Below are 25,976 nucleotides of genomic sequence, written 5' to 3' on the forward strand. Positions count from 1 at the left end.
GCTAGACGACCGGTGCGTTGGGCAGGCACGGGGCGGGCGGCGCGGCCGGGTCGAGGGCCCGGCGCACGTACCCGACGGCGCGCCACGAGTACGTCATCGACAGGTGGTCGGACAGGTCGATGGGGCAACCGTCCTGCAGGGTGATGTTCTTGACTGTCGCGCCGGGGCCCGCGGTGAGGAACGTCGACCGGTAGGGCGTCGTCACCTCGTCGTAGCGGGTCGCGATCACCACATAGGACACGCCGGGCACGGTGTCACCGCCCGCGTTGAGTGTGGTCAGGAAGTCGGAGCCGACCACCTGCTGCTCGGCCGCCCTGCCGAGGATCGGTGGCGTGAAACCCAGCAACCCCAGCGTTCTCGCGAACGTGCCGATGCCGGACAGCGTGGTGCCGTGGTGTGTCGCGCCGAGGGTCACGAGCGTCGCGACCTCCTCCGCGCCACCTTCGAAGCGCAGGTACTGCCGCGGCATCATGCCGCCCTGCGAGTGGCCGACGATGTCGACCTTGGCGGTGCCGGTCGCGGCACGGACCCGGTCGACGAACGCGGCGAGCTCCTTGGCCGAGGTGCGGATGTCGCCGTTGCCCTTGACGAACTCGGGCTGGCTCAGCAGGTTGTCGTCGGTGTCCCCGTAGTTCAGTGCGAATACGCAGTAGCCGTCCCGTTTGAGCGCGGGGGACAGCTGTGCGAAGTTGTTGTAGCGGTTCTCCCAGGTGCCGTGGACGAGCACGACGGGCCGCGGGTGTCTCGCGCTGGGACGGCACGACCAGTCGTTGGCGCCGGGCGGGTCGAGGTCGGGGCGGGTGATGGAGTAGCCGAACGCCGCGACGAAGCTGTGCAGTTCCGGGCCCGGGTCGGGATCGGCCGCGGCGGGGGTGCCGCCCGCGAGCGCCGAGCCCGCGACGGCAATGGTCAAAGCCACTGTGGACAGTGCGCGACGGAGCATCATGGGCCGATGATGAGTGGTCCCACCGGCCTCGGGAAGGGGAACACGCGAAGGTTGTCATCGGAGTACAGATTCGGGTGACGGAACTGTGCGCCGTTGACTGCGGCTGGTGCGGTGGCGGTCAGCGGTGGCGGTGCAGCAGCTCGAAGTGTTGTGAGTGCGCGTCGTGTCGTGCGAGCAGTGCTCTGGCCGCGGGCGGGACGACCGATGCGGCCGCGTCCGGGCCCGCGAACGTCTCGACAGCGGCCCAGTCGTCGAAGGTCATCAACGTGCGGAAGTGGCCCGGTGTCTCGTGCCCGACGCGGCGCAGGACGGCCAGGTCGTGCAGGCCGGGGAGGCCGCGGGCGATGATGCCGGGGGCGATCGTGCCGTTCAGCAGTTCCTCGTAGGCCGCCGCGTTCTCGGTGGTGGCCCAGCCGTTCCAGGCGCGGATGATCATGACGACTCCTCATGACAGTGTGCTGTTGATGTGACAGTACACTGTCGTCATGGATGAGGCGGTGGAGTCGTACCGGCTGTTGATCGCGGACGTGTACGAGCTGGCCGGGGTGTCCCGGCGGACCAGTGAGGATCTGGCCAGGTCCGTGGGGCAGACGGCGGCGCGGTGGCATGTGCTGAGCGTGGTGTCGGACGGTGCGAGGACGGTGCCGTCGGCGGCGCGACGGCTGGGGCTGGCGCCGCAGAGCGTGCAGCGGGTGGTGGCCGATCTGGTGGCGAGTGGTCATCTGGAGCCGGTGGACAACCCGGACCACGTCCGATCGCCGCTGATGCGGTTGACCGAACTGGGCAGGACGACGGTCGACGAGCTGTTCGCGCGTTCCGCGGACAACCGGGCCGCCGTGCTGGCGAGGGCGGGGGTGACGGCCGACGAGCTGGCGGCGGCGCGAGGGGTGCTCCGCAAGCTCGTCGGCGCGTTGCGGGACTGAGGTCAGCGGGCTCGTTTGGCCAGCAGCCCCAAGGTCAGCGTCTCGGTGAGGCGGGTGATGGCGGAGACGAACTCGATGGCGGTGTGGGACATCGCGGGATGTTCGACGTAGAGCTTGGCGACGTTGGGCGGCGGGTGCCCGAGCTGCCACAGGCCCGCGGCGAGGGTGGTGATGCCGACGAGCAGTTCGTTGCCGTCGTCCTCGGTCAGTTCGGGCAGGACCGTGCGGACGGCGTCGGTGAGGATCTTGACCCCGGTGATGGCGGCGAGCTTGAAGGTGACCACCGCGGTGAGCGACACGTTGCGTTCGAGGTTGAGCGGTGCGTGCGTGAACAGGTCGCACAGCAGGGGACGTTCGTCGAGGCTGGTCGCGAACGCGGTCGCGATCCCGCGAACATCGCCGGGTGCCAGTTCCTCGATGGTGGCCGACAGAGTGTGCGCCCATTCCTGCCACGCCTCGGTGGCGATGTGGAGGTAGATCTCCTCGCGGGTGCCGAAGTACCGCAACAGCGCGGTCTTGTGCATGCCGACGTCGGCGGCGATGTCGGCGAGGCTGATGTTGCGCACGCCGTCACGCAGGCCGAGCCGCCGCGCCGCCTCGAGGATGGCGGCTTCGCGTTGCCGTTTCTGCTCGGGGCGGCGCGCCCGCTGGAAGTCGTCGTCGCGCGCCATGGACATACCGTAGCCACGGCACAGGCGGAGCACGCGCAGTGTCCTCACAGCAGCTTGTCGAGAGTGATGGGCAGTTCACGGACGCGCCGGCCGGTGGCGTGGTGCACGGCGTTGGTGATGGCCCCGGCCACCCCGACGATGCCGACCTCACCCGCGCCGAGCACACCCAGCGGCATGGTCGGGTCGGGGTCACCGAGGCATTCGATGTCGATGCGCGGCACGTCGGCGTGCACGGGCACGTGGTATTCGGCGAGGTTGGCGTTGACGATCCGCCCGGTGTCGCGGTCGACGAGCGTCTCCTCCCCGAGTGCCGCACCGATGCCCATGACGATGCCGCCCCGCAGTTGACTGGCGGCGGTCTTGGCGTTGACGACGGTGCCGATGTCGAACACCCCGAGCCAGCGGGTGACCCGGACCTCGCCGGTGTCACCGTCCACACGCACCTCGCAGAACTGGGCCCCGCACGCGGCTTTCATGTATTTCCGGCGTTCGCGGACGAACCGGGTCATGAACCGCACCTGCCCGGCCAGCCGCCCGATCCCACGGTCAGCGCCGACCGCCACCTGGAGATGCGCCCGCCCGGCCCGGCCGAGGATCGCGGCGGGCGACTCGCCGGGCGACATGTCGTTGCGCCGCGCGAGCGAGGCAAGGTCCTTCCTGAGACGCGCGACGGCGTCGAGGATGGCGCGGGAGACACTCGCGGTCTGCGCGGACCCACCCGCACCGGGCCCGGCGGGCAGGGCGCTGTCGCCGTACTCGATCCGCACCGAGTCGACGGGAACCCGCAGGGCGTGCGCGGTGACCTGCGCGAAGGCGGTGGCCGACCCCATGCCCATCTCGTGGAAGCCGCACCGCACCAGCACGTCCCCGTCGGCGGACACCCGCATCGTGACGCTGGCGGGGAGCTCCCAGGCGGGGTGGTAGGCGGACGCGACACCCATGCCGACGAGCCACCGACCGTCCCGCATGGACCGGGGCTCGGGGCTGCGGTCGGCCCACCGGAACCGTTCGGCGCCCCGCGCGTAGGCCTCCCGCAACCCGCGTCGACCGAAAAGCCTGCCGCCCAGGGGGTCGCGGTCGGGTTCGTTGCGCATGCGCAGCTCGACGGGGTCGAGGCCGAGCCGGCAGGCAAGCTCGTCCATGGCGGCTTCGAGCGCGAACGAGCCGATCGACTCCCCGGGGGCACGCATCACGGCGTTCGAGACCGAGTCGAGCGTGAGCTGGTGCTGCTGGACGAAAATGTTGGCAGCGTCGTACAGATGCCGTGACTGGGACACCACCTGCTCTGGTAACCCACCAACCCGCCCGGTCTGCGTGACGCTGGTGTGGATCAGTGCGGTCAACTGCCCGTCGAGGTCGGCCCCGAGCGCGACCCGTTGCGTGGACGGGGTCCGCCCGCCGACGGTGCGGTAGACCGCTTCCCGGCTGAGCGCGAGCCGCACCGGCCGCCCGGTCGCCTTCGCGGCGACCACGGCGATGACGGTGCCTGCCCAGACGTTGGCCTTACCGCCGAACGCCCCACCGACAAAGGCGGCCACCACCCGCACGTTGTCGAGCGGAAGCGTGAACCGCTGGGCGAGATGCCGCCGGGTCCAGTCGATGTTCTGGGTCCCGTCGTGCACGGTGAGGGTGTCGCCGTCCCAGGAGGCGGTGGTGGTGTGCGGCTCGAGCGCGTTGTGGTGGTGCATGGGCGTGGAGAACCGGAGGTCGACGGCCACGTCGGCGGCAGCCAGCGCGGCGACGGCGTCGCCTTTCTTGCCACCGCCTTCGGACAGGAGATCGGTTTTCTGCGGCACGGCGTTGGGCACCTCCTGCCCGAAGTCGACGACCGAGGGCAGTTCTTCGTAGCTGACGTCGACGAGCCGAGCCGCCTCCCGGGCGGCGTCGAGTGTCTCGGCCACGACGACCGCGACCGGCTGACCGTTCCAGTGGACCTCGTCGGTGTTGAGGTAGTTGACGGACGTGCCGGCAGCGAGCGTGGGGAGGTTGAGAGGGGTGGGTTTGGGCGGCGGCCGCATGCGGGGCGCGTTGTGGTGGGTGACGACGGCCAGGACCCCGGGAAGGGCCGAGGCGCCTGCGGTGTCGATGCGGACGATGCGTGCGCGGGCGACGGTGGCGTGGACGAGGACCGCGTGGGCGAGGTGGGGGTAGGGGTACTCGCCGGAGAACTGCGCGGCGCCGGTGGTTTTGACGTGACCGTCGACCCGGTCGAGGGGCTCACCGAGGATGCGCTGCGTTGGGCGAGTTGGGGCTTGCGTCATTGGCGGGCTCCTCGTCGTGTTGGTACTTGGGGGCTAGACCAGACCGGCCAACGTCGCCGTCAACGTGCGTATGGCCAGTGGGACCTTGAAGTCGTTGTCCGGGCGGGTGATCGCCGTGGACAGTTCTGCTTCCGCTGCCTCGCGGAACGTGGCTTCCGTCGCGGGGGCGCCCTTCAGGGCTGTCTCCGCGGTCTGGGCTCGCCATGGGTGGGTGGCTACGCCGCCCAGTGCTATGTGGACGTCTCCTACTCGGCCGTCTTCCACTGTCAGCGCTACCGCTGTCGAGACCAGCGCGAAGGCGTATGACGCTCTGTCGCGGACTTTGCGGTAGCGGGAGTTCTTCGCGGCGGGCAGGGGTGGGAGTTCTACCGCTGTGATCAGTTCGCCGGGTCGCAGGGCGGTTTCGACGTCGGGGGTGTCGCCAGGGGGTTGGTGGAAGTCCCTGACGGGGATCCTCCGCTTGCCCGTCGGGCCTTCTGTTTCCACCACCGCGTCCAGGGCTGTCAGTGCCACGCACATGTCGGACGGGTGGGTCGCTATGCAGTGGTCGCTTGTGCCCAGTACGGCGTGGTTTCTGTTGTAGCCGTTCAGTGCGGCACAGCCTTCGCCCGGGGTTCGTTTGTTGCATGGGGTGGCCGTGTCGTAGAAGTAGTGGCACCTCGTGCGTTGCAGAAGGTTGCCGCCCACCGTTGCCATGTTGCGTAGCTGGCCAGACGCGCCTGCCAGGATCGCCTGGGTGACCACCGGATAGCGGGTTCTGATCAGCGGGTGTGCCGCCGCGTGACTGTTCTTGGCCAGTGCGCCTATGCGTACGGCTCCGGTCGGAAGCTCCGCTATCCCGGTCAGGGGGAGGTGGGTGATGTCGATCAGCGTGTTCGGATGCTCCACGCCTGCGCGGATCAGGTCGACCAGGTTGGTGCCGCCGCCGAGGAACTTGGCGCCCGGGGTGGTTGCCATCGTGTTCACGGCGCTGGTGATCGAGTCCGCTCTCACGTACGTGAACGGCTTCATCTCGCTGTCTCCTCGATCGCGGCCACGATGCCGTTGTACGCGCCGCAGCGGCACAGGTTGCCGCTCATGCGCTCCTGGATCTCGGACCTGGTGAGTGGGGGGTTGGTCGCCACGTTCTTCGTCGCCGCGCTCGGCATTCCGGCTCGGTGTTCGGCCAGCATGCCCAGGGCCGAGCAGATCTGGCCCGGGGTGCAGTAGCCGCACTGGAGGCCGTCGTGCTGTACGAACGCCTGCTGTAACGGGTCGTCCACGCCCTCGATCGTGGTGATCTCGCGGTGCTCGTACTGCACGGCCAGCGCCAGGCAGGACAGGACTCGTTCGCCGTCGGCCAGCACCGTGCAGGCGCCGCACGCGCCCTGGTCGCAGCCCTTCTTCGTGCCGGTCAGGCCCATGTGGTCCCGCAGCGTGTCGAGAAGGCTCACTCGCGGTTCGACGTCGACGGGTCTGGTGGTGCCGTTGATGCGCATGGCCAGGTGGGTCATGAATTCGAGCGTAGGGCAACGGTGTTGTTTTAACAAGGCAACGGTGTTGTGTTAACCCGAACGGGTGGACGCCTGCTGTGTGGCGGCGGGTGTTCAAGATCGGAAATGGCGAGACGTGATCTTCGTTTGTGTGAAATGGACGATCGGCCGTCGTCGGACGGCGCGGGTCGTCAACGGGGGACGGAGGCCGACGGCTGTTCTCGAATGGGGGAGGTGTAGCCGACGGGCTAACTCCATCGAGCGAATGGAGTAGTGCTCGGATAGCACTTTCTGTATAGGGACCCGGTGAAGCGCCACTCGGAAGGGTGGATAACCTACGCATCTACTTTATGGCTGACGACTCGCGGTAGCCCGGGAGTCATCGGCTTCCCGTTCGCCCTGACGTAGCAGCCGGAGGCATCCTTGGCAGTCAACTCCACCCCACGCCGCCGGTTCGGCGTGGCTCTCGGCGTCGTTCTCGCGACCGTCTCGACCGGCCTGATCGGGTTCGCCGGCACGGCCGGTGCGCACACGAACAAGTCCTCGGCCGAGTGTGTGGGCGACACCACCACCCTGACGGTCGACCTGACGGCCTACAACAACAAGAAAGACAAGAAGCCCAACAAGGTCAAGATCACCGACAACGGCGAGGTCCTCCACGAGGGCAAGTTCGGTGTGGAGTACCAGGAAGAGTTCAAGGTCCCCGGCAACGTCAAGCACACCTTCACGATCGACGTGGTGGCGTGGGACGACCCGGTGGAGGAGGACAACAAGAAGAACTGGTCCTTCACCGAGGAGCACGTGGTCGAGGCCTGCGTCGAGGTGACGGAGCCGCCGACCGAGACCGAGACGACCCCGCCGACGGAGACGACCACCACCACGACCACCGAGGCCCCGGCACCGCCGAGCTCGGAGGCTCCGCCGGTGTCGACCACGGCGCCGGTCACCACGACCACCGAGGCGCCGGAAGAGGCGCTGGCCGCGACCGGTGCCAGCGTCGCGCTGCCGCTGGGCATCGGCGGCGTGCTGCTTGCCGGCGGTGTGGCCGCGCTGTTCGTCGTTCGTCGTCGCGGCAAGGCCTGAGCAAGATCGTTTGAGCCACGCATGAGCCACTGAGATTTCTGAGCCGCGCACAGGGCGGGTCCGCTTCGGCGGGCCCGCCCTCTGCGTTTGTCCGGTCACCCTTTCGGGTACGCCTTCGGTCGTGACAGCAGAGCAGCTCACCATGGGGGTCGAGGAGGAGTTCCTGCTCGTCGGCGAGGACGGCAGGCTTTCGGGTTTCGGGCCGGAGGTCGTCGACGCCACCGAGGAAGGGCATGGCGAGGTCGAACCGGAGCTGAAGCGCTGCCAGGTCGAGGGCGTGTCGGACATCTGCCGCACACCGGAAGAGGTGCTCGAACAGCTGACCGGGCTGCGTGGTGAGCTGGCGGCCGCGGCGGGCAAGCGTGGCCTGCGACTGCTGCCGAGCGGCTGCCCCGTGGTTCCGGAGACCGGGGAGCAGGAGATCACGCCCAACCCCAGGTACCTGCGGTTGGCACAGTGGTTCGGCGCCACGGCGCGGTCGCTCGCGACGTGCGGCTGCCACGTCCACGTCGCCATCCCGGACCGGGAGACCGGCGTCGTCGTCAGCAACCGGGTGCGGCCGTGGCTGCCGGTGCTGCTCGCGCTCACCGTCAACTCGCCGTTCAACGGCGCCGACACCGGCTACGCGAGCTGGCGCTACCAGGAGTGGTCGCGCTGGCCCTCAGCAGGCCCGCCGCCGATGTTCTCGGGGCTCGACGAGTACGAGGCCACTGTCGACACCATGCTCCGCGCCGGTGCGCTCATGGACCGCGCGATGATCTACTGGGACGTCCGGCTGTCCGAACGCCATCCCACACTCGAGTTCCGGATCGCCGACGTCGCCGCTGTGCCGGAGGACGCGGTGCTGCTCGCCACCATGGTCCGCGGTCTGGTCGCCCGTGCGCTCGACACGGGCGGACCGCCGCCGGAGCTGCCGCAGGCGGTCCTGCGGGCCAACCTGTGGCGGGCGTCGCGGGAGGGGCTCACCGGGGCGACTCTGCACCCGGTCACCGGTGAGCTCGGGCCCGTCCAGTCCCAGGTGGACGACCTGGTCGAGCACCTGAGCCCGGTGCTGGGCGGTGACCTCGAGTTCGTCAAGGCCGGGGTGGCGCGGCTGCGTGAACGGGGCACCGGCGCCGCGCGGCAGCGGGCGGCCCATCAGCGCAGGGGCGAGCTGACCGACGTCGTGGACGCATTGGTCGTCACAACCCGGTCCACCTGAGCAGGACGGCACGTATCGTCGGCTCCGGCGTTGCTTGAGGGGAGCCCGGGTGGTCGTTCGGTGTGCCGTCGTGTTCGGGCTGCTCGGGTTGTTCCAGGCCACCCTCGGACCGCTGATCCCGTTGCTGCGTGACCGCGACGACCTGTCGGCGGGAACCGCGGGACTGCTCGTCACCGGCTTCTTCGGCGGCTCCCTCGTGAGCACCGCGGTGGGTGGTCTGCTGAGCGACCGCTTCGCGGGCCCGCCGCTCTACGTCACCTCGGCAGTGCTGTTGCCCGCCGGGCTCGGGCTGCTCGCACTACCGGCCGGGTGGCCGGTGCCGCTGCTCGCGGTCGCCGTGGCGGGGCTGGGGTTCGGCGGTCTGGTGCTCATCATCAACACGGTGATGGCGGCGCGCGGGCTCACGTACGTCAACCTCGTCAACGGCACCTACGGTCTCGGCGCCGCGGCCGGGCCCGCGCTGATCAGCGTGACGCACGGCGGTGTCCTGTTCGCCGTGCTGGCGGTCGGCGTGCTCGTGTCGTTGCCGTGGACGGTGCCCTCGGCCGAGACGACCGTCGAGCGGGCACGGCTGCGCATGAGTCTGCCGCTGGTCCTGTTCTGCGCCATGTTGTTCTGCTACGCGGGTGTCGAGACCGGACTGTCCAGCTGGGAGGCGACGCACCTGCGTGCGCACGGCTACAGCGCGGACACGGCTGCCGCGCTCACGTCGCTGTTCTGGCTGGGACTCGCGGGCGGCAGGCTGCTGGTGCCGCTGGTCACCAGGAACTGGTCACCGCCCCGGCTCATCGTGTCCGCACTGCTGGCCTGCGGCGCGAGTCTGTCGGTGATCGCGTTCGACTTCAGCGCGCCTGCCGGGTTCCTGCTGCTGGGGGCGTGCGCGGGACCGATCTTCCCCGCGACGCTCGCGTGGATCGCCAGGACACTGCCGCATCCGCGACGGGTCAACGCGGCCGTGCTGACCGTCGCGATGCTCGGCAACGCGGCGGTGCCCGCGCTCATCGGCTTCGGGCTGGAGGCCACGTCCGTGCTCGCGCTGCCCCTGTTCGTCGCGGTGGCCCTGGCCGGGTGTCTCGGGATCGTGGTGGCGTTGCGGGCCAGGGCCGTGGAGCGTCAGGAGGTGTAGGCGACGTCGTCGATCAGCCAGTCGTCGCCGGTGGTCGCGGTGCCGGTCGAGCCGATCTCGATGGCGCCGATGGTGGTCGCGGCCTGCGACTTCGGCCTGGTGGCGACGAGTGCGCCGTCCAGATACACCTGTACCTGCGTCATCGTGGCCACCAGCTTCACCGTGTGCCACGTGCCGATGTCGACCGCGGCCGGGTTCAGCGCCGTGCCCCACGGCGGGTTCTGGCTGTAGTTCGCCCAGTGCAGCCTGCCCGCGCCGGTCAGCCAGAACCCGTACGGGGTGGAGGCCGCCGTGCCGTTCCTGCCCTTCAACGAGAACAGCAGGCCCCTGTTGGTCGTCCCGTGGCCGAGGAAGCGGAACTCGGCGGTCACCGACGTGGCCGCCGCGTGCGTCCACGTCGCGCGCCCGATCTGGGTCGTGGTGTCGTCCTTGATGCGCAGGAACCGGGACGAGATCCGCTCCGCCGACGGCACGGTCGCCTGGTTCACGACGGTCGCGAGGGTGCTGGCGGTGACCCAGCCGTTGCCGCGTGGCGGCTGGCCGGGGTAGTCGTGCTCGAAGCCCACGGCCGCGGTGTACAGCTCGATCTCGTGCAGGAACGCGGCCGAGGGGTCGGTGACCGGGTTCGGGTCGCTGATCCGGACGTACCTGGCGGTGACCGGTGCGCTGAACGGCCGCAGGAAGCCGTCACGGGCGGCGCGTGGCGGGGTGGCCCACGTGGTCCCGTCGACCGACGTCTCGATCCGCACGTCGGCCGCGCCCTGCAGCCACACGTGCAGGCCGAGCCCGGTCACTGGCACCGCGCGCGGCAGCCGCAACGTGACCGACCGGTTCGCGGTCACCAGACTCGAATCGGCCCTCGGGTCGCCGTCGAACGCGTACGCGGCGAGCGACTGGCGGCAGCCGGACGCGTCGCCGTAGCAGGACAGCGGGGTGTTCACCACCGCGAGCTCACCGCGCTGGAACATGGTCGCCAGGTCGGCCTTGCCCCACTGGTCGGTGTCGACCTCCACGGCCGACTTCCACAGCGCGGGCACCGAGTCGACCTGGTAGCCGCCGACCGCGGCATCGGTGGGACAACCCCACCCCGGCGCGCAGTTGTCGCCGGTCACCAGCACCCGGTTGCCCGCCAGCGGCGCGATGCCGACCGTCCCGCTGGAACCGAGGTGGCGCAGCGGCCTGGCGGTCGCGCCTTCCGGCGTGTACCAGCCGTCCGCGTCGCCGCCGGTCGTCGGGTGGTTGCGGTAGACGGTCGTCGGGGAGGTCCACGCCGCGCCCCTGCCGTCGAAGGAGAAGCGCAGCACGTTGTCCGGCCTGCCGGACGACAGGACGAGCGCGCCGTTGCCGAGCAGCGTCACCGACGGCGCGGTGCCGGAGTCGGCGGCCACCCGGACCGGCGCGCCCCACCCGGTGCCGGTCTGGGCCGGTGCCCGCACCGTGTACAGGGCGACGTTCGCGGGCACCTCGCCGCGCAGGTCCTCGTTCCTGCCGAGCGCGGCGATCAGCCCACCGTCGGCGGTGGCGGACAGGCTCGCCGCCGACCAGCCCGCTCCGGTGGCTGGGCGTGCCGTCTCCGTCCACGTCACGCCGTCGTCCGTGCTCGCCACGACCGCCGCGTACGACCCGCCGGACACGGCCGCCAGCAACGTCTTCCCGTCGCCGAGCAGCACGACGCCGCGCCCGAACCGGGCCGACGTGACCGGCTGGGCGAACGTGACGGTCGCCGTGCCCGCCGCGGCCCAGCCGCCCGGGGTGAGCTGCTTGCGGGCGAACCGGAAGCAGGTGCCGCCGCACGCGGCGCCGTCGGTGTCGACGGCGACCACGTCACCCGCCGTGTTCGCGAGCCGGAACGGGGTGCCCGCGGTCCCGGCGAGCGACGACCACGTGGTGCCGCCGTCCGCGGACTGCCGGGACCCGTCGGCCGACGACAGCAGCAACCGGCCGGCCCGCCTGCCGTCGGCGGCCGTCACCCCGGCGTCGAACAGGGTGGGCGCACCCGTCGGCGCGGTCAGGAACCGCTGCCCGCCGGGCACGTGTGCGTGGTCGACGCCGGGCTCGGCGCTCGCCTGACCTGCCACGGCCATGGCGAGCGCCGCGAGGGCGGCCACCGTAAGGGGTCGGTTCATGGGGCTGCTCCTCGCGGCTCGTACATCAGAGCGTCGAGAGCAGAGCGTAGATCGCGGCGTCGGTGCCGGGAAGTCGTTCGTGCGCGAAGTCCGGGGACATGGCCCGTCCACCTACCGGCCGAGCGGGGCGAACAGGTCCACCACGTTGCCGTCCGGGTCCTCGACCGACGCGTAGCGCTGGCCCCAGAAGGCGTCCCACGGGTCCTTGTGGCCGCGGTAGCCGTCGGCGACCAGCGCGGCGTGGGTCTTGTCGACCTCCGCCGGGCTGTCGCACAGGAAGCAGATGCCCACCGAGTTGCCGCCGACCGGCTTGGTCCACTCCGGATCGAACGAGCGGACCACGTCCACGGTGTCCCAGCCGAAGCGCAGCCCGTTCGGCAGGGTGGCCTCGACGTGCGGCTCGTCGGTGTCCGGGATGTCGAGGCCCAGCTTGCGGTAGAAGGCCAGCGATGCCGCCATGTCCTCGACGACCAGGCCGATCATGTCCAGTTTCGGGGTCATGCGCCCACGGTAGTGACGCCGTCTTGAACGAATCGGACCTCAGCCCTGCGTCGCGGCCGCGACCGGGATGTCGTTGGACGCCGCCCACGCCGCGATGTCCTGCTGCTGGATGGCCGCCGACATCAGGTCCGGGAACTTGTCCGGTGAGCAGGCGAACGCCGGGATGCCGAGCCCGGCGAGGGCCGCGGCGATGTCGTGGTCGTACGCGGGCGCGCCGTCGTCGCTCAGTGCCAGCAGGCACACCACCTGCACGCCGTCGGCCGCAAGCGCTTGCGCGCGTTGCAGCATCTCCTCCTCGTTGCCGCCCTCGTACAGGTCGCTGATCAGCACCAGCACCGTGTCGCGGGGCGCCTCGATCCGGCTCTGGCAGTACGCGAGCGCCGCGTTGATGTCCGTGCCACCGCCGAGCTGCACCCCGAACAGCAGCTCCACCGGGTCCGACAGCTGCTCGGTCAGGTCCACCACCGACGTGTCGAACGCGATGATCTGCGTGCGCAGCGTCCGGATCGACGCCAGCACCGCGCCGAACACGCTCGCGTAGACGACGGAGCCGGCCATCGAGCCGCTCTGGTCCATGCACAGCACGATCTGCTTGCTCATGTTCGGCAGGCGACGGCCGTACCCGACCAGCCGTTCCGGCACCACCGTGCGTTGCTCGGGCTGGTAGTGCCTCAGGTTCGCGAGGATGGTCCGGTTCCAGTCGATGTCCGCCTGCCTGGGCCGGTGGGTGCGGTTCGCCCGGTGCAGCGCTCCGCTCACCGCCTGCCGCGTCGGCTGCGCGAGCCGCTTCTCCAGCTCGTCGACGACGCGGCGCACCACCGCACGCGCCGTGTCCCGCGAGCGCTCCGGAATGGCCCGGTTGAGCGACAGCAGGGTGCCGACCAGGTGCACGTCCGGCTGTACCGACTCCAGCAGCTCCGGTTCCAGCAGCAGCTCCCGCAACCCGAGGCGTTCCATCGCGTCGCGTTGCATGACCTGCACGACCGAGCTGGGGAAGTAGCCCCGGATGTCACCCAGCCACCTGGCCACGCGCGGCGACGAGCTGCCGAGGCCGCCCCGCCGGTCCTCCTGCCTGTCGTACAACGCCTCCAGCGTCGCGTCCCGTTTGGCGTCCACACCGGACAGCGACGTGCCGGTGCCGTCCGCCTCGTCGCCGCCGAGGATCATCCGCCAGCGTCGCAGCCGCTCACTCACGATCGCTCCTCGCGGTCGCCGTGTGTCCGATGTTCGCCCCGCGAGCTCCGTTCACCGCAGCAGCTCCAGAATCCTCGGCACCACAAGGGAGGCACGTTCGTGGTCCACGGCCGCGTCGTCGGCGCGGACACCCGACGCGCCCTCACCGCGGTCGATGCGGCGCACCCGCAGCCCGATGTCGCGGCGTTCTGTCGCGCTGAACTCGGCGAAGGTCCTGCGCAGCAACGGGAGCAGGTGGTCGAACAGCTCCCCGTTCACCCCGGTCGCCCAGCTGTCGACGATCTCCAGCAGCTGCGGCTCGTGCACCAGCAGCGCCGCCTCGCCCGACAGGAAACCCGCCAGCCAGCCCGCCGCCTGTGTCGCGTCCGCCGCGAGCGACAGCTGCCGGGACAGCCGGGCGCCGGCGTCCGCCACGTCGATCAGGCCGGCGTCGAGCAGCAGCCGCACCGCGCGGCCCGCGATCAGGCCGGGCACGCTCGACCGGTCCGCTACCGACCGGAGCGCGCTGTACCAGACGGCGCGCAGCTCCTCCTGGTCGAGCAGGCCGATGCCGCGCTGCACCCCGTCGACCAGTGCCCGCAGCTCGGCGGCTGCCTCGTCGTCCAGCGCCGTGCACGCGGCGGGCAGGCCGACCGCGATGCGGGTGACGATGCCGGTCAGCACGCGCTGCACGACCTCGGTGTCGGCGCGGCGGACGTTGCCGTACCTGCGCACCCGCGCCATCGGCTCGACCGCCGCCATCAACCGGGTGGTGTCGTGTTGCCGCGCGGCGCGTTCGTCGAGCGCGGCGAGCACCCCGGCGAGCGCCGATGGCAGGTCGGCGGTCAACGTCGTCTCGACCAGCACGGACAGCCCGGCGATGTCGGCCTCCGCCGCCCTGGCCGCGACCACGGCCGTGGCCGCCGACTCGATCGTGGTGCCGTAGCCGCTCGCCTCGATCAACGCGACCTCCAGCTCCGGTGTCCACTCGAGGGTCCACGACTCGCGGAACGTGCCCCTGCCCCGGGACGCGTCGGCCGGCTCGCCCCACCGCACGTCGAGCAGCAGCAGGCGGTGCAGCAGCTTGCTGCGGGCGAGGTTCGTCTCGGTGCGCAGGTCCAGGTCGAGCTGCTGCTCGGCGGCGCTCTGCTTGAGGCGCAACCGTTTGCGTGTCGCGGCGAGGTCCATCGCCAATGGGACCATGGGGGTCTCGCGGGGGACGCGGCCGAGGATGTCGCCGACGAGGAGCTTGCGCGCGACCAGCCGCATGGGCACGTCCGAGCCGCCGCACAGCACGGCCTGGCACGACTCGAGCACCTCAGGCAGCCCCGGGTGCGGCCGGTCGCGGATCGTGGCGAGCGTGTGCGCGAGCCGGACGGCCTCGATGACCGCCGCCGGCGACACGTCGTGCTGTTCGCGGCGCAGCAGGTGCGCGACCCGCACCAGCCAGCGGCCGACCACCTCGTCCGGCGCGGTGAACAGGTGGTGGTACCAGCCGGGTGACTCGATGCCCGCGCCGTAGCCGCTCATCCGCGCGAGCCGCGTCGAGGTCCACGGCACCCACGTCGCCGCGACCTTGGTGGTGCGGAGGCCTTTCAGCAGCTGCGCGTCCGCGGTCTGCGTCGGGAACGTCGAGGGCACCAGCACCGGCGCGTGCCACGCCCCGCACACCACCGCGATCCGCTGCGCCGCACTGCGCAGCGCGGCACGCAGCACGCGGCGCATCGCGGCTTCGCGGCGGCGGGTGCGCAGGTCGGGGACGTGCCCTTCGCGCAGTGTGCGCATCGCGTCGAGGACCGCGTGGAACACGTCGAGACCGTGGTAGCGCAGCTCGACCGCGTCCTCCCACCAGCGTTCCGCGTCGTCGAACCCGGCGGCCGTGGCGAGTGTCCTGATGGGGTCCATCGGCGGTTCGGCGTCGGGGTCCTGCTCGTCGTCGAGGACCAGCGCCACGTTCGCGGGCAGGTCGAGGAAGCGGACCTCGCGGTCGCGCTCCAGCGCCCACCGCAGCGCCACCCACTCCGGGGAGAACACGGCCATCGGGTAGAACGACGCGGTCGCGGGGGCGTCCACCGCGTACACCAGGCCCGCGACGGGCGGGCGCATGCCGGTCGCGATGGCCAGTGGTGCCACCGCGTCCAGCTCCGGCGGGCCCTCGATCAGCACGATCTCAGGGTCCAGCTCGGCGAGCGCGGTCGCCACGGCGCGCGCCGAACCCGGCCCGTGGTGGCGGATCCCGAGGACGTGGACCCGCTCGTCGTTCGTGCTAGGTGTCAACGGTCCGCTCACACCAGCTCGCGGCAGGCCCGGTAGAGGTCGTTCCACGGCTTGCGCTCCCGCACCACCGCTTCGAGGTACTCCTGCCAGATGATCCGGTCCTGCACCGGGTCCTTCACGACCGCGCCGTGCAGCCCGGCGGCCACGTCGCCCGCGCGGACCACGCCGTCGCCGAAGTGCGCGGCGAGCGCGATCCCGTTGGTGACCACCGAGATCGCCTCCGCCGTGGACAGCGTGCCAGACGGCGACTTGACCTTCGTGCGGCCGTCGTCGGTGACGCCGCCGCGCAGCTCGCGGAACACCTGCACCACGCGGCGGATCTCGTCGATGTTCTCCAGGTCGGCAGGCAGCTTCAGCGACTGGCCCAGCTGCGCGACCCGCAGCCGCACGATCTCCACCTCGGACTCGGCGTCGTCGGGCAGCGGCAGGATGACCACGTTGAAGCGGCGCTTCAGCGCGGCGGACAGGTCGTTGACGCCGCGGTCCCGGTCGTTGGCGGTGGCGATGATGTTGAAGCCCGCGCGGGCCTGCACCTCGCTGTCCAGCTCCGGGATCGGCAGCGACTTCTCGGAAAGGACCGTGATCAGCGCGTCCTGCACGTCCGAGGGGATGCGGGTCAGCTCCTCGATCCGCGCGATGCCGCCGGTCTCCATCGAACGCAGGACCGGGCTCGCGACCAGCGCCTGCGGCGACGGGCCCTCCGCGAGCAGCCGCGCGTAGTTCCAGCCGTAGCGGATCGACTCCTCCGACGTGCCGGACGTGCCCTGCACCAGCTGTGTCGAGTCGCCGGAGATCGCCGCGGCCAGGTGCTCGGACAGCCACGTCTTCGCGGTGCCGGGCACACCGAGCAGCAGCAGCGCGCGGTCGGTCGCGAGCGTCGCGATCGCCACCTCGATCAGCCTGCGCGACCCGAGGTACTTCGGCGAGATCGGGGTGCCATCCGGTGCCTCGCCGCCGAGGACGTAGGTGGCGACGGCCCACGGCGACAGCCGCCAGTTCGGCGGGCGGGGCCGCCCGTCCGCCTTCGCCAGCACGGCCAGCTCGTCGGCGTGCTGCTGTTCGGCGTGCGCCCTGAGCACCTCTGTCATGGGAACTCCTGGTCGATCGTGGCTCGGATGGTCAGTGCGTGGGCCAGGCCGCGCAGGACGCGGCGGGCGGGTTTGCGTTCGGCGTCGAGGGTGAGCAGCCAGGCCTCGACGGCGGCGAGCGCGCTGGGGTGGAGGTGCTCGGCGAGCGCTGATGCCGCGAGCTGCAGGACGTTCTCCGCGCGCTGCGCACGCATCCGGTCGACCAGCGTGGTCGAGAACCCGGCCGGCCACGGTCCCCGTGCCGCGGCGAGGAGACCGCCGAAGCGCGCGTCGAGCTTCTTCTGGTCGGCGAGGATCTCGGTGGCGACCTCGGGGGTCAGCGCGCCGATCAGCTCCGGGCCCGGCTGGTGGCGGGCGAGTGCCGCCAGCCACTCCTGGTCGCGTTGGCGCAGCGCGGCTTTCGTCCAGCCGATGAGCACCGCCTGGTCCGCGTCGTCGATCAGCTCGGGGTCCCAGGTCGACAGCGGGGTCGCGGCGAGGATCTGGATGAGCCACGACGCGGCCCGGCCGTACCCGGGTTCGCGGTGGTCGGTGACCCCGTCGCGGCGGGCCGCGGCGTCGGGTTCGTCTGGCAGCTCGACGGTGCGGCCCTTCCCGGTGGTGACCAGCCTGGCGGCGCGCTCCGCCATGCGCGCGGCGCGGGCAGAGGAGGGCAGCCGGTCGAGCATGGCGGCCGCCGCGGCCCGCACGGACGCGGCGCGGTCGTCGAGCGCCCGCTCCAGCAGCGGTTCGTCCCGGTCGGACAGTCCGATGTGGAAGGTGTCGAGCAGCCCGGCGCGGGTGGCGGCCTGCTCGTCGTCCCAGGTGTCCGCGACGAGCGTGCGGGCGAAGTCGGGTTCGGTGGCCCGCAGGTCGGCCAGCAGCGCGAGCCGGTCGGCGCGGGTGGCGGTGGCGAAGCGCTCGACGACGTCCGCGGGCGGGACGGTCGCCGCCCACCGCCACGCCGGGTTGAACCGGGCGAGCCACGCGCCGCGCGGGCCGACGACGTCCCGGACGAGCGCACGGGACGCGGTGTTGGCGGTGCCGAACCGCAGCAGGTCCACGACCATCGGGTGCGGCGGCCGCTGCCCGGCGGCACGCGCGGCGGTCAGCCAGTGGAGTACGAGCAGGTCGGTGCCGCCCTCGACCCGGATGGTGCGGTTGAGCAGCAGTTCCAGGAGCTGCGCGGCGGCCGGGGTGCACTCGGTCCGGTCGTCGGGCCCGGCGGGTGGGGCGGGGGTGCCGCGCCAGACCGGCGGGACCCAGCCCGCGCGCCGGTAACCGGCGGCGAGCGCGGCCGCGGCGAGGAGCTGGGCTTCCGCGCCGTCCGCGTGGACCTCGCCCGCGCCGGGGACACCGAGCCGGTCGAGGGAGAAACCGCGGCGGCTGGTGCCGACGAGCGCGGTGCCGAGCAGGTCGTCCCAGTCGCTCACAGGCTCACCAGCCGGTCGTCGATCTCGGCGCTCAGCGGGTGGAAGCGCTCGTCGGCCCACTCGCCGAACACGGGGACCGGGTGACCACCGGAGAGGGCGAGCAGCTGCCAGACGTCGGTGTCGGGCGTGAGGGTGAGCGCCGCGCCGTCCCGGTCGACGAGCAACGGGGTGTCACCGGGGACGACCCGCATCCCGGTGAGTGCCATGGGGATGCGGCGCAGCCACGGGTTGCCGCCCAGCCAGCGGGCGGCCTGGTCGAGTGCCGCGCGGACGTCGGTGGCGCCCGGCAGTCCCGCGCCCTCGGTGACCTTGTGCTCGTCACCGGAGAACAACGCGCGCCGCGGTGCCCCGCCGGGGTACAGCGCCACCTCACCGTCCACAACGGACCCGAGCACGTGCGCGACGTTCAGCGCCATCCCGGCGGCGGCGAAGTCGAGCAGCACCACCGTTTCCTTGGTGCGCTCGCCGTACAGCCAGGTCCGTTGCGACAGCAGCCGCTCGTCCTGCTCCTCGTCCTGGCTGAGCCCGACGACCCGCCAGCGGTCGGTGAGCCGGTCACCGGCGCGGACCTCCTCGGTGCGGCGGGACCAGCCGAGGAAGGCACGCAGGTCACCCATGGCGGCCGGGTCGAGGTCGGCGCGGCGCCGCCACGCCCTGACGGCCAGGTACCAGCGGCCGAGTTCGCCGAGGAGGTGTGGTGCCCAGTCGTGCCGGGCGTGGACGGCGCTGCCCATCGCGCGGACCCGGCCACCGAGCCCGGGGACCTGTGCGTCGACGAGCCGTGCGCCCGCCGTGTCCCAGAAACCCGGCGGCTGGCGGCGGACACTCGCAAGGCCCTGCCGGACGATGTCGTGGAGCCAGCGCTCGAAGTCGTCGATGCCCGCGGACATCAGCGACTCACGTTCGGCCTGGCGTCTGGCCTGCGCCTCCGGGTCCGGGGTCCTGGTGGCCGCGGTGTTACCGGTGCGGGACGTCCGCTGCGCGGCCCAGTCCGCGGCGAAGGGCTCGGTCGTGTCGAGGTCGGCCACCACACCGTCGTTGGCCGACCACAGCAACAGCAGGGCCAGGCCGTGCTTGCAGGGGAACTTGCGGGACGGGCAGGTGCAGCGGAACGCGGGTTCGTTCAGGTCGACCGTGACCTGGTAGGGGGTGCGGGCGCTGCCCTGGCACTTGCCCCAGACGAGTGACTCGTTGCTGCCGAGGTCGGACCACGTGCGGGGGGTGGCGAGGCCGCGGGCGGCCTTGGCGGAACCGGAGTCGGGCGCGAGCGCGAGCACCTGAGCCACCGTCCAGCGCGATCCCAAGTCGGCCCTTCCTCTCTGTCTCCGGACGCCAGAGTAGTCGGGTTCGCGCAAGTGGTCCGTTCATCCGGCGGGCCCGCCGGGGTCAGGCGACCGCGCTCGGGTTCAGGCGGGCGAAGGCCTCCTGGCGTTGGTAGGGGAAGTACGGGTACGGCGCCGTTGTCGTGCTCGCCTCGTCCAGGCGCCTTGCCTGGTCCTGGGTCAGTTCCCACCCCACCGCGCCCAGGTTCTGCCGCAGCTGTGCCTCGTTCCTGGCGCCGATCAGCACCGTCGACACCGTGGGGCGGCGCAGCAGCCAGTTCAGTGCGATCTGCGGCACCGCCCGCCCGGTCTCCGTGGCGATGTCCGCCAGCGTGTCCACCACCCGGTACAGGTACTCGTCGGGGACCGGCGGGCCGTAGGAGGCCGTCCGGTGCAGGCGGCTGCCGTCGGGCAACGGCTGGTCGCGGCGGACCCGGCCGGTCAGGCGGCCCCAGCCCAGTGGGCTCCACACCACCGCGCCAACGCCCTGGTCCAGGCCGAGCGGCAGGAGTTCCCACTCGTAGTCGCGGCCCACCAGCGAGTAGTAGACCTGGTGTGCGACGTACCTCGGCAGTCCGTGCCGGTCGGCCGCCGACAGGGACTTCATCAGCTGCCAGCCGGAGAAGTTCGACACGCCCACGTACCGCACCTTTCCCGCGCGCACCAGGTCGTCCAGTGTGGACAGAACCTCCTCGACCGGGGTGCCCGCGTCGAAGGCGTGCAGCTGGAACAGGTCGATGTGGTCGGTGTCCAGCCTGCGCAGTGCCGCGTCGGCCGCGGTCAGCAGGCGGGTGCGGGACGAGCCGCCGTCGTCGCCCGGCATGGGGAGGCTGGTCTTCGTCGAGATCAGCGCCCGGTCGCGGCTGCCTTTCAGTGCCGCGCCCAGCACCTCCTCCGACGCGCCGTCCGAGTAGACGTCGGCGGTGTCGAACAGGGTGACGCCCGCGTCGAGGCAGATGCCCACCAGCCGCCGTGCCTCCGCGACGTCCGTGGTGCCCCAGTTGCCGAACAGTTCGCCTCGGCCGCCGAACGTGCCCGCGCCGAACGCCAGTGCCGGGACCTTCAGGCCGGACCTGCCCAGTCGTCTGTACTCCATGATCGCTCCTTAATGGGACCCTAGTTCCTTTAAGGTAACACTAACGGGTCTGCGGTACCATTAGCGGTATGGAGCGACCGGGTGGGCGGACGGCGCGGGTTCGTGCGGCGGTGTTGCGGGCGGCCGGGGACGTGCTGGCCGAGCAGGGGTTCGCCCACCTCGACCTGAGCGACCTGGCGCGGCGCGCCGACGTCGGCAAGACGACCGTGTACCGGCGCTGGGGCACCGTGACCGCCGTGGTGACCGACCTGCTCGCCGAGATGGCGGCCGAGTCCCTGCCGCGCACCGAGACCGGCAGCTTGCTCGGTGACCTGCGGGCCAACGCCCGGCTGGTCCGCGCGACGCTGACCGACCCCCGGCAGGGGCCGCTGTTCGCGGCCGTCATCGCGGCCGCCACCTGCGACGACGCCACCGCGCGGGCGCTGCGGACCTTCTACGCGACACGGATCGCGGAGTGGGCGCCCTGTGTCACCCAGGCCGTCGCCAGGGGCGAGGTGCCGGAAGGCACCGACGCCGGGGAGGTCATCCGCGCGGTGTCGGCGCCGCTGTACTACCGCCTGCTGACCGGCGCGGGCGACCTCGGCGAGGAGGTCGCAGACCGGGCCGCCGAGGCCGCGGCCGCCGCCGCGCGGGCCGGGGTGTTCGCCGCCGGTGCGGCAGGAGGGATCAACACAGCGAGCGGCGCCAGATGAGGGCCTCGGTCGGGGTGGCCGACATGGTGTCGTACTCGACCGGGTTGTCCTCGGCGTCGGCATCGGGCTGGCGGTAGGGGAGCAGGACCGTGATGGCCATGCTGTCGGCGTGCTCGAGGTGGACCATGACCGCGTCGGTCCTCTCGCTGGTCACGTCGCTGACCAGGGCCGCGGCGCGCAGGTCGTTCGACTCGGCGGACATGCCGCTGACCAGGCTCGTCAGCACCTCGGACGGGTTCGGGTCCTCGACCTCCGCCGTGTCGGCCGCGAACACCTGTTCGTCGCCGTCGCGGGTCATGGCCACGCCGTACGGGTGGAACTCGCCGTGCCGCCGCAGCATCTCGTCCGCGAACCGCAGGACCGTGTTGAGCAGCCGGTCCAGGTCCGACTGCACGTGTTCGGAGGTGGTGTCACGCCAGGTCGTCACGCTTCCAGTGTGCCTTCTCGTGTGCCGGGGGCGGTGACCCGGTGCGGTCATCGGCCCCGTTCATGATCGGGACACCGGCATGACCCTCGATGGTGCGAGCTACCACCCGAATGCCGGGAAACGCCGACGGAAAGTGGGCACCGCGCGGGCGTGCGCCACCCGGGCGATGAATTGTCGGGACGGCCCGCCGTCGGCAAGGGTCATTCCCATGGCGAGTGAGTTGCAGCGGCGCAAGGCCGCGGTCGTGTTCGGTGCGATGGACGTCGACACCGACGGGTACCTGACGGAGTCGGACTTCGCGGCGCTGGCGCGGAGGTGGACCGCCAGCCGAGGGCTGCCGCCTGCCTCCGCGCAGGCGCGGCGGCTGACGGCGATCATGATGGGCTGGTGGGAGACGCTGCTCGCCGCGTCGGACGACGACGGGGACGGCCGGGTGACGCTGGAGGAGGTGCTGGCCGTCGTCGACGGGCTGGCCGCCGACACCGCGCCGGTGGTCATGACCGCGGACGCGATGTTCGACGCGGTCGACGAGGACGGCGACGGGCGGATCTCCGCCGCCGAGTACCGGCAGCTGATCGAGACGTGGACCGGGCGGCCGACCGACACCGACGAGGTGTTCGAACTGCTCGACGGCGACGGGGACGGGCACCTGTCCGGTGACGAGTTCGTGGTGCTGTGGACGGAGTTCTGGGCGGGGGACGACCCGAACGCGGCGGGCACCTGGGTGTTCGGCCGGTTCGGGTCGCCCCTCCACCCGGTCTAGCGCCCGCCGGCCGCCGCCGCGGCGGCCACGAGGGTGAGCGGGTGCCGCGCCGTGGTGCCGTTGACGGTCACCGCGAGCGTGACCGTCGAGGCGCGCAGCGCGGTCAGCTCACCGGTCGCCGGGTCGAAGACCGCCGTGTGGTACCGCTTCGCGTCCCGTTCGGCTCCGATGTGGACGTTCGGCGACGCGGACCACCGCGCGGACACCGGGTAGGCGACCGGCACGGTCCTGTCGGCCTGCGCGAGCTCCGCGGTGACCACTGTGGACCTACCGACCGCGAGCCGCTCCGGTGCCCCCACGGTCAGCGCGTCGACGTGCGGGCGGACCTCCGCGGCCAGCCAGTCCCCCGGCTCGCCGCGGTCGTCGACGCCCCACAGCGACCAGCCCGTGAACCCGCCGTCGGAGGGCAGGGTCGAGGGGTTCTTGCCAGAGTTGCCGTTGACGAAGTACGGCACGCCGTCGACGTGGCTCGCGTGGAACGTGCCGACGTGCGCGCCGATGAACGCCGTGCCCTTGCCGGTGCGGTTCTGGAAGTCCGACAGCCACGCCTCGATGGTCGCGGCCTCCTTGCGGTCGGACAGCTCGCTCGCGCGGGCCGGGGTCGGGTCGCGCGGCGGCACGTGCTCGACGAGGACCACCGACTTCACGCGCCGGTCCTTCGCGGCCTCGTCCAGCTCGGTGCGCAGGCGGCCGAGCTGGGTCCAGTCGCTCGCGCGGAGGTTGATGCCCGAGGTGTCCATCGTGATGAACCGCGTGCCCTTGTGGTCGATCACCTTCTGGGTGTCGCCGAACACCGCGCGGAAGTTGTCGAGGCTGTTGTTCCCGCGCTCGTGGTTGCCCGGCACGTAGTGGTAGGGCAGCGTTCCGTCCAGCTCCTCGTTGAGGACCCTCTTGGCGAGCGCGAAGTCCGCCGCCGACGCCTCGTCGACGAGGTCGCCGTTGACGATCAGGAAGTCCGGCTTGGCTGCCCTGATCTCCCGCAGCGTGCGGCGGGCGTTGCGGACGATGTCGCTGTCGGGGTCGCGGGCCACGAACTGCGCGTCCGACATGACCGCGAACCGCCAGTCGCCGCCGGCGACCGAGTGGATCACCGGGTCCTCGACCACCGGCTGTGGTGGCACCGCCAGCGTCGGCGGCACCAGCGCGGTGAGGCCGTCGATCACCAGGTCGCCGTGGTAGCTGTTCGCCGCGTTGGTCTCGGCCGCGTAGAAACGCCGCAGTGTCAACGGGTACACGGTCCCCGCGGGCACCTGGAACTCGAGTTGGCGCCAGCCGGTGTGGGTGAGGTGACCGGCGCGGAACGCGGGCAGCAGCGTGCCGTTGCCGTCCCACGCCTGCATGCTCGCCCACTCGCCGTTGCCGGTCGAGTTCACCCACAGCCGGATCGCCTTCGGCTGGCCGGGGAGCACGAGCCCGGCCGGTGCGACGGCGCCGCCGGTGCGGGTGCCGGTGCTCTGCGTGAAGTCGTAGGAGAGGCGCAGGCCCTGGCCGTCGTGGCCGGGCGCGGGTGCGACGGCGCCGGTGGCGCGCTCGCCGAGGAACCGCCAGCCCGCGGTGTCGGTGAAGTCGGCGACGGGCACCTCGGTGAGGCCGACGGTCACCGGCAGCACCGACCGCTTGCCACGCACGTCGATCGTGACGAGCGCGGAACCGGTGGCCTGCTTGGCCTTCACGGCGTACTGGCCGTCGGCGTCCGGGGTGATGTCGAGCAGGTTCCGGTCGTAGGTGAGCGTCACGTCCCGTGGCTCGACGGGTGCGCTGGTGCCGCTCGCGTCGTGGCCGAGGACACCGAACGTGGCCGTCTCGTCCGGGTCGGACAGTGCGATCTGCTCCTTGGTCGGCGTGGTCCGCGCGACCGGGCCCAGCACGGTGAGTGTCGTCTCGCCGCGTGCGCCGCCCCGCTGCGCGACCACCCTGGCGGCACCGGGTCCGCGGCCGGTGAACACGCCGTCCCGGACGACGCCGTTGTCGGTGTGCCAGCGCGGGGTGCCCTTCGCGGGACCGTAGGTCTCGTCGTGGCCCGCGGCGGTGAGCGTGCGGGAAAGGCCGGACAGGACACGTTCCGGGTGGCTGGGCGCGACGGTGGACGCGCCGGAGGCGCGGGTCGGGTCGAGCTTCGTCTCGACCCAGAACGCGGTGAGCCGCCCGGAACCCTTCGGGGCGAACAGGCCCAGTCCGTTGGGCACGTTGCGCTCGGCCCCGTCGGACGGCCGGTTCTCCAGCTGCGCGGTGGTGGCGCCGGGCTCGCGCGCGACGATCGTGGTGGAGCCGCCGCCGTCGAGGTTGACCGCGCTCCACGCACCCAGCTCGACCATCATGCCGGCCAGCTCGTCGAGCCCGAGGCCCTCCGCGAACGCGGGCTGGCGGCCGTCTGCGGACAGGAGGAACATCTTCCTGCCGTCCTTGGAGAACCCGAGCGCGGTGCGCGGCGCGGCCGGGGTGTTGTTGCCCTGGCTGGCCTTCTGCGCGACCCCGTCGACGACGAGCAGCTGACGGCCGTTGACGGCGGCGTGGATCTTCTGTTCGTCGGCGGTGCGGGCGCGGTAGTCGATCGACACCGCGTCACCGGGCTCGAGCGCACTGAGCGTGGCGGCCGCGGCGTCCCGCCCGACGAGGATCATCGAGTCGGCGGGGATCGCGCCATCGCCCGCGGTGTCCCGCACTGCGACGACGGTGTTGTCCCTGACCTCCACCTCGGCGACCGCGGTGGCGCCCTGGGTGGCGCGGCAGCGGCAGTAGGTGCCCCAGAGCGGGGTGAACGCCTCGATGCCGTCCTCGGCGAGGATCGGCTTGTTGACCCCGTCGAGCGGGACCTGCCCTTCGGGGGTGGTGATGGTGCCCTGGAAGAACACCTCGCCGATGCCGCCGGCCCCGTCCTCGGTGAAGATCGCAGCCGACCGCCGCCAGGTGGACTCGGCGTCCGGTGACTGGATCAGCTCGCCGTCCCTGATGCCGACGCCGAGTGCCGCGTTCGAGTTGTTGATGTCGAAGAAGTCCCCGTTCACGGCGGCGACCGCACCGGCCCGGTTCGCGATGGTGCTCAGCGGTTCGCCCTTGGCGACCTGGCCGGGGAACAGGTAGTCGACGGTGGTGCCCTTGGTGAGGTCGACGGTGAGGGTGTCGCCCTGCAACCAGGTCGGGGCGCCGGTGAAGGCGTCCGGCCCGTAGCGGTCGAAGGAACGGAGCGTGACCCCTGGTGCGACGGGCCGGGTCCGGGACGCGGTCTCGATCCGGTCGGCGGGAGCGGCGTTCGCCTGCCGGGCGGTGGCGAGGAAGTCGTCACCGGGGTGGGTGGCGGTGTCACTGGTGGACGAGTTCGTATCAGCGGCGGCTGGTGCCGCGAGCGCCACGGCCGAAGCGGCGGCGGCGAGGAGGGAGAGCAGTCTCTTCGACACGAACAGAGTCTGCCGCCGAGG

The 25,976-nt window shown here is 71.7% G+C and carries 22 protein-coding genes; 6 read left to right on the plus strand and 16 right to left on the minus strand.

Going from position 1 to position 25,976, the window contains the following annotated elements:
• Nucleotide 1: 1 nt before the first annotated feature.
• The gene (locus ACFPCV_RS34425; RefSeq protein ID WP_378061222.1) at nucleotides 2-946 is read right to left on the minus strand and encodes an esterase/lipase family protein; all 945 of its coding nucleotides are present in this window, start codon (nucleotides 944-946) and stop codon (nucleotides 2-4) included.
• Nucleotides 947-1,064: 118 nt separating this feature from the next.
• Nucleotides 1,065-1,382, minus strand: coding sequence for a hypothetical protein (locus ACFPCV_RS34430; protein WP_378061223.1), 318 nt, complete (start codon nucleotides 1,380-1,382; stop codon nucleotides 1,065-1,067).
• A gap of 49 nt (nucleotides 1,383-1,431) precedes the next feature.
• Here ACFPCV_RS34430 and ACFPCV_RS34435 point away from each other — a divergent pair, with 49 nt between their 5' ends.
• Nucleotides 1,432-1,869 carry a MarR family winged helix-turn-helix transcriptional regulator gene (locus ACFPCV_RS34435; protein WP_378061224.1) on the plus strand — a complete coding sequence of 146 codons (438 nt, stop codon included), beginning with the start codon at nucleotides 1,432-1,434 and terminating at the stop codon, nucleotides 1,867-1,869.
• Between the two features lie 2 nt (nucleotides 1,870-1,871).
• On the opposite strand, the gene ACFPCV_RS34440 is transcribed toward ACFPCV_RS34435, so the two are convergent.
• Genes ACFPCV_RS34440 through ACFPCV_RS34455 form a run of 4 tightly spaced genes read right to left on the minus strand, consistent with a single transcriptional unit; the run spans nucleotide 1,872 to nucleotide 6,294 of the window.
• The gene (locus ACFPCV_RS34440; RefSeq protein WP_378061225.1) at nucleotides 1,872-2,540 is read right to left on the minus strand and encodes a TetR/AcrR family transcriptional regulator; all 669 of its coding nucleotides are present in this window, start codon (nucleotides 2,538-2,540) and stop codon (nucleotides 1,872-1,874) included.
• 44 nt (nucleotides 2,541-2,584) lie between these two features.
• Nucleotides 2,585-4,801 carry a xanthine dehydrogenase family protein molybdopterin-binding subunit gene (locus tag ACFPCV_RS34445; RefSeq protein WP_378061226.1) on the minus strand — a complete coding sequence of 739 codons (2,217 nt, stop codon included), beginning with the start codon at nucleotides 4,799-4,801 and terminating at the stop codon, nucleotides 2,585-2,587.
• A 33-nt stretch (nucleotides 4,802-4,834) separates the two neighbouring features.
• Nucleotides 4,835-5,812: an FAD binding domain-containing protein gene (locus ACFPCV_RS34450; RefSeq protein ID WP_378061228.1), complete on the minus strand. Its 978-nt coding sequence runs from the start codon at nucleotides 5,810-5,812 to the stop codon at nucleotides 4,835-4,837.
• Nucleotides 5,809-6,294, minus strand: a complete 486-nt coding sequence (locus tag ACFPCV_RS34455) for a (2Fe-2S)-binding protein (protein WP_378061229.1) — start codon at nucleotides 6,292-6,294, stop codon at nucleotides 5,809-5,811. Before ACFPCV_RS34455 ends, ACFPCV_RS34450 begins: the two co-directional genes overlap by 4 nt.
• A 402-nt stretch (nucleotides 6,295-6,696) precedes the next feature.
• Here ACFPCV_RS34455 and ACFPCV_RS34460 point away from each other — a divergent pair, with 402 nt between their 5' ends.
• The 3 genes from ACFPCV_RS34460 (at nucleotide 6,697) to ACFPCV_RS34470 (ending at nucleotide 9,683) form a co-directional block, all read left to right on the plus strand.
• Complete coding sequence (locus ACFPCV_RS34460) at nucleotides 6,697-7,356, plus strand: hypothetical protein (protein ID WP_378061230.1); 660 nt, start codon at nucleotides 6,697-6,699, stop codon at nucleotides 7,354-7,356.
• A 121-nt stretch (nucleotides 7,357-7,477) separates the two neighbouring features.
• Nucleotides 7,478-8,557 (plus strand): carboxylate-amine ligase, encoded by a 1,080-nt coding sequence (locus ACFPCV_RS34465; RefSeq protein WP_378061231.1) that lies wholly within the window; start codon nucleotides 7,478-7,480, stop codon nucleotides 8,555-8,557.
• Between the two features lie 49 nt (nucleotides 8,558-8,606).
• Nucleotides 8,607-9,683 carry an MFS transporter gene (locus ACFPCV_RS34470; RefSeq protein WP_378061232.1) on the plus strand — a complete coding sequence of 359 codons (1,077 nt, stop codon included), beginning with the start codon at nucleotides 8,607-8,609 and terminating at the stop codon, nucleotides 9,681-9,683.
• Here ACFPCV_RS34470 and ACFPCV_RS34475 read toward each other — a convergent pair.
• From ACFPCV_RS34475 to ACFPCV_RS34510, 8 genes are all read right to left on the minus strand, one after another.
• On the minus strand, nucleotides 9,671-11,809 hold the full coding sequence (locus ACFPCV_RS34475; RefSeq protein WP_378061234.1) for a LamG-like jellyroll fold domain-containing protein: 2,139 nt from the start codon (nucleotides 11,807-11,809) through the stop codon (nucleotides 9,671-9,673). The two genes, ACFPCV_RS34470 and ACFPCV_RS34475, sit on opposite strands and share 13 nt — an antisense overlap.
• Nucleotides 11,810-11,920: 111 nt before the next feature.
• Nucleotides 11,921-12,310, minus strand: a complete 390-nt coding sequence (locus ACFPCV_RS34480) for a VOC family protein (protein WP_378061235.1) — start codon at nucleotides 12,308-12,310, stop codon at nucleotides 11,921-11,923.
• A gap of 39 nt (nucleotides 12,311-12,349) precedes the next feature.
• Complete coding sequence (locus tag ACFPCV_RS34485) at nucleotides 12,350-13,504, minus strand: VWA domain-containing protein (RefSeq protein WP_378061236.1); 1,155 nt, start codon at nucleotides 13,502-13,504, stop codon at nucleotides 12,350-12,352.
• Nucleotides 13,505-13,555: 51 nt separating this feature from the next.
• The gene (locus ACFPCV_RS34490; RefSeq protein WP_378061237.1) at nucleotides 13,556-15,760 is read right to left on the minus strand and encodes a DUF5682 family protein; all 2,205 of its coding nucleotides are present in this window, start codon (nucleotides 15,758-15,760) and stop codon (nucleotides 13,556-13,558) included.
• A gap of 8 nt (nucleotides 15,761-15,768) precedes the next feature.
• A complete protein-coding gene (locus ACFPCV_RS34495) occupies nucleotides 15,769-16,848 on the minus strand; it encodes an ATP-binding protein (protein ID WP_378061238.1) in 1,080 nt (359 codons plus the stop codon).
• The gene (locus tag ACFPCV_RS34500) at nucleotides 16,845-18,260 is read right to left on the minus strand and encodes a DUF5691 domain-containing protein (RefSeq protein WP_378061239.1); all 1,416 of its coding nucleotides are present in this window, start codon (nucleotides 18,258-18,260) and stop codon (nucleotides 16,845-16,847) included. The genes ACFPCV_RS34495 and ACFPCV_RS34500 overlap by 4 nt, the downstream gene beginning before the upstream one ends.
• The gene (locus ACFPCV_RS34505; RefSeq protein ID WP_378061240.1) at nucleotides 18,257-19,564 is read right to left on the minus strand and encodes an SWIM zinc finger family protein; all 1,308 of its coding nucleotides are present in this window, start codon (nucleotides 19,562-19,564) and stop codon (nucleotides 18,257-18,259) included. The genes ACFPCV_RS34500 and ACFPCV_RS34505 overlap by 4 nt, the downstream gene beginning before the upstream one ends.
• An 82-nt stretch (nucleotides 19,565-19,646) precedes the next feature.
• The gene (locus tag ACFPCV_RS34510; protein WP_378061241.1) at nucleotides 19,647-20,678 is read right to left on the minus strand and encodes an aldo/keto reductase; all 1,032 of its coding nucleotides are present in this window, start codon (nucleotides 20,676-20,678) and stop codon (nucleotides 19,647-19,649) included.
• 68 nt (nucleotides 20,679-20,746) lie between these two features.
• On the opposite strand from ACFPCV_RS34510, the gene ACFPCV_RS34515 reads away from it, so the two are divergent.
• Nucleotides 20,747-21,370 carry a TetR/AcrR family transcriptional regulator gene (locus ACFPCV_RS34515; protein WP_378061243.1) on the plus strand — a complete coding sequence of 208 codons (624 nt, stop codon included), beginning with the start codon at nucleotides 20,747-20,749 and terminating at the stop codon, nucleotides 21,368-21,370.
• Here ACFPCV_RS34515 and ACFPCV_RS34520 read toward each other — a convergent pair.
• Nucleotides 21,345-21,797 (minus strand): hypothetical protein, encoded by a 453-nt coding sequence (locus ACFPCV_RS34520; RefSeq protein WP_378061244.1) that lies wholly within the window; start codon nucleotides 21,795-21,797, stop codon nucleotides 21,345-21,347. The two genes, ACFPCV_RS34515 and ACFPCV_RS34520, sit on opposite strands and share 26 nt — an antisense overlap.
• A 208-nt stretch (nucleotides 21,798-22,005) precedes the next feature.
• Here ACFPCV_RS34520 and ACFPCV_RS34525 point away from each other — a divergent pair, with 208 nt between their 5' ends.
• Complete coding sequence (locus ACFPCV_RS34525; protein WP_378061246.1) at nucleotides 22,006-22,560, plus strand: EF-hand domain-containing protein; 555 nt, start codon at nucleotides 22,006-22,008, stop codon at nucleotides 22,558-22,560.
• Here the strand turns inward: ACFPCV_RS34525 and ACFPCV_RS34530 are convergent.
• Nucleotides 22,557-25,955 carry a phosphodiester glycosidase family protein gene (locus ACFPCV_RS34530; protein ID WP_378061247.1) on the minus strand — a complete coding sequence of 1,133 codons (3,399 nt, stop codon included), beginning with the start codon at nucleotides 25,953-25,955 and terminating at the stop codon, nucleotides 22,557-22,559. The two genes, ACFPCV_RS34525 and ACFPCV_RS34530, sit on opposite strands and share 4 nt — an antisense overlap.
• Nucleotides 25,956-25,976: the final 21 nt, after the last annotated feature.

The sequence above is a fragment of the Actinophytocola glycyrrhizae genome (assembly GCF_042653545.1).
GTDB classification, from domain to species: Bacteria; Actinomycetota; Actinomycetes; order Mycobacteriales; family Pseudonocardiaceae; genus Actinophytocola; species Actinophytocola glycyrrhizae.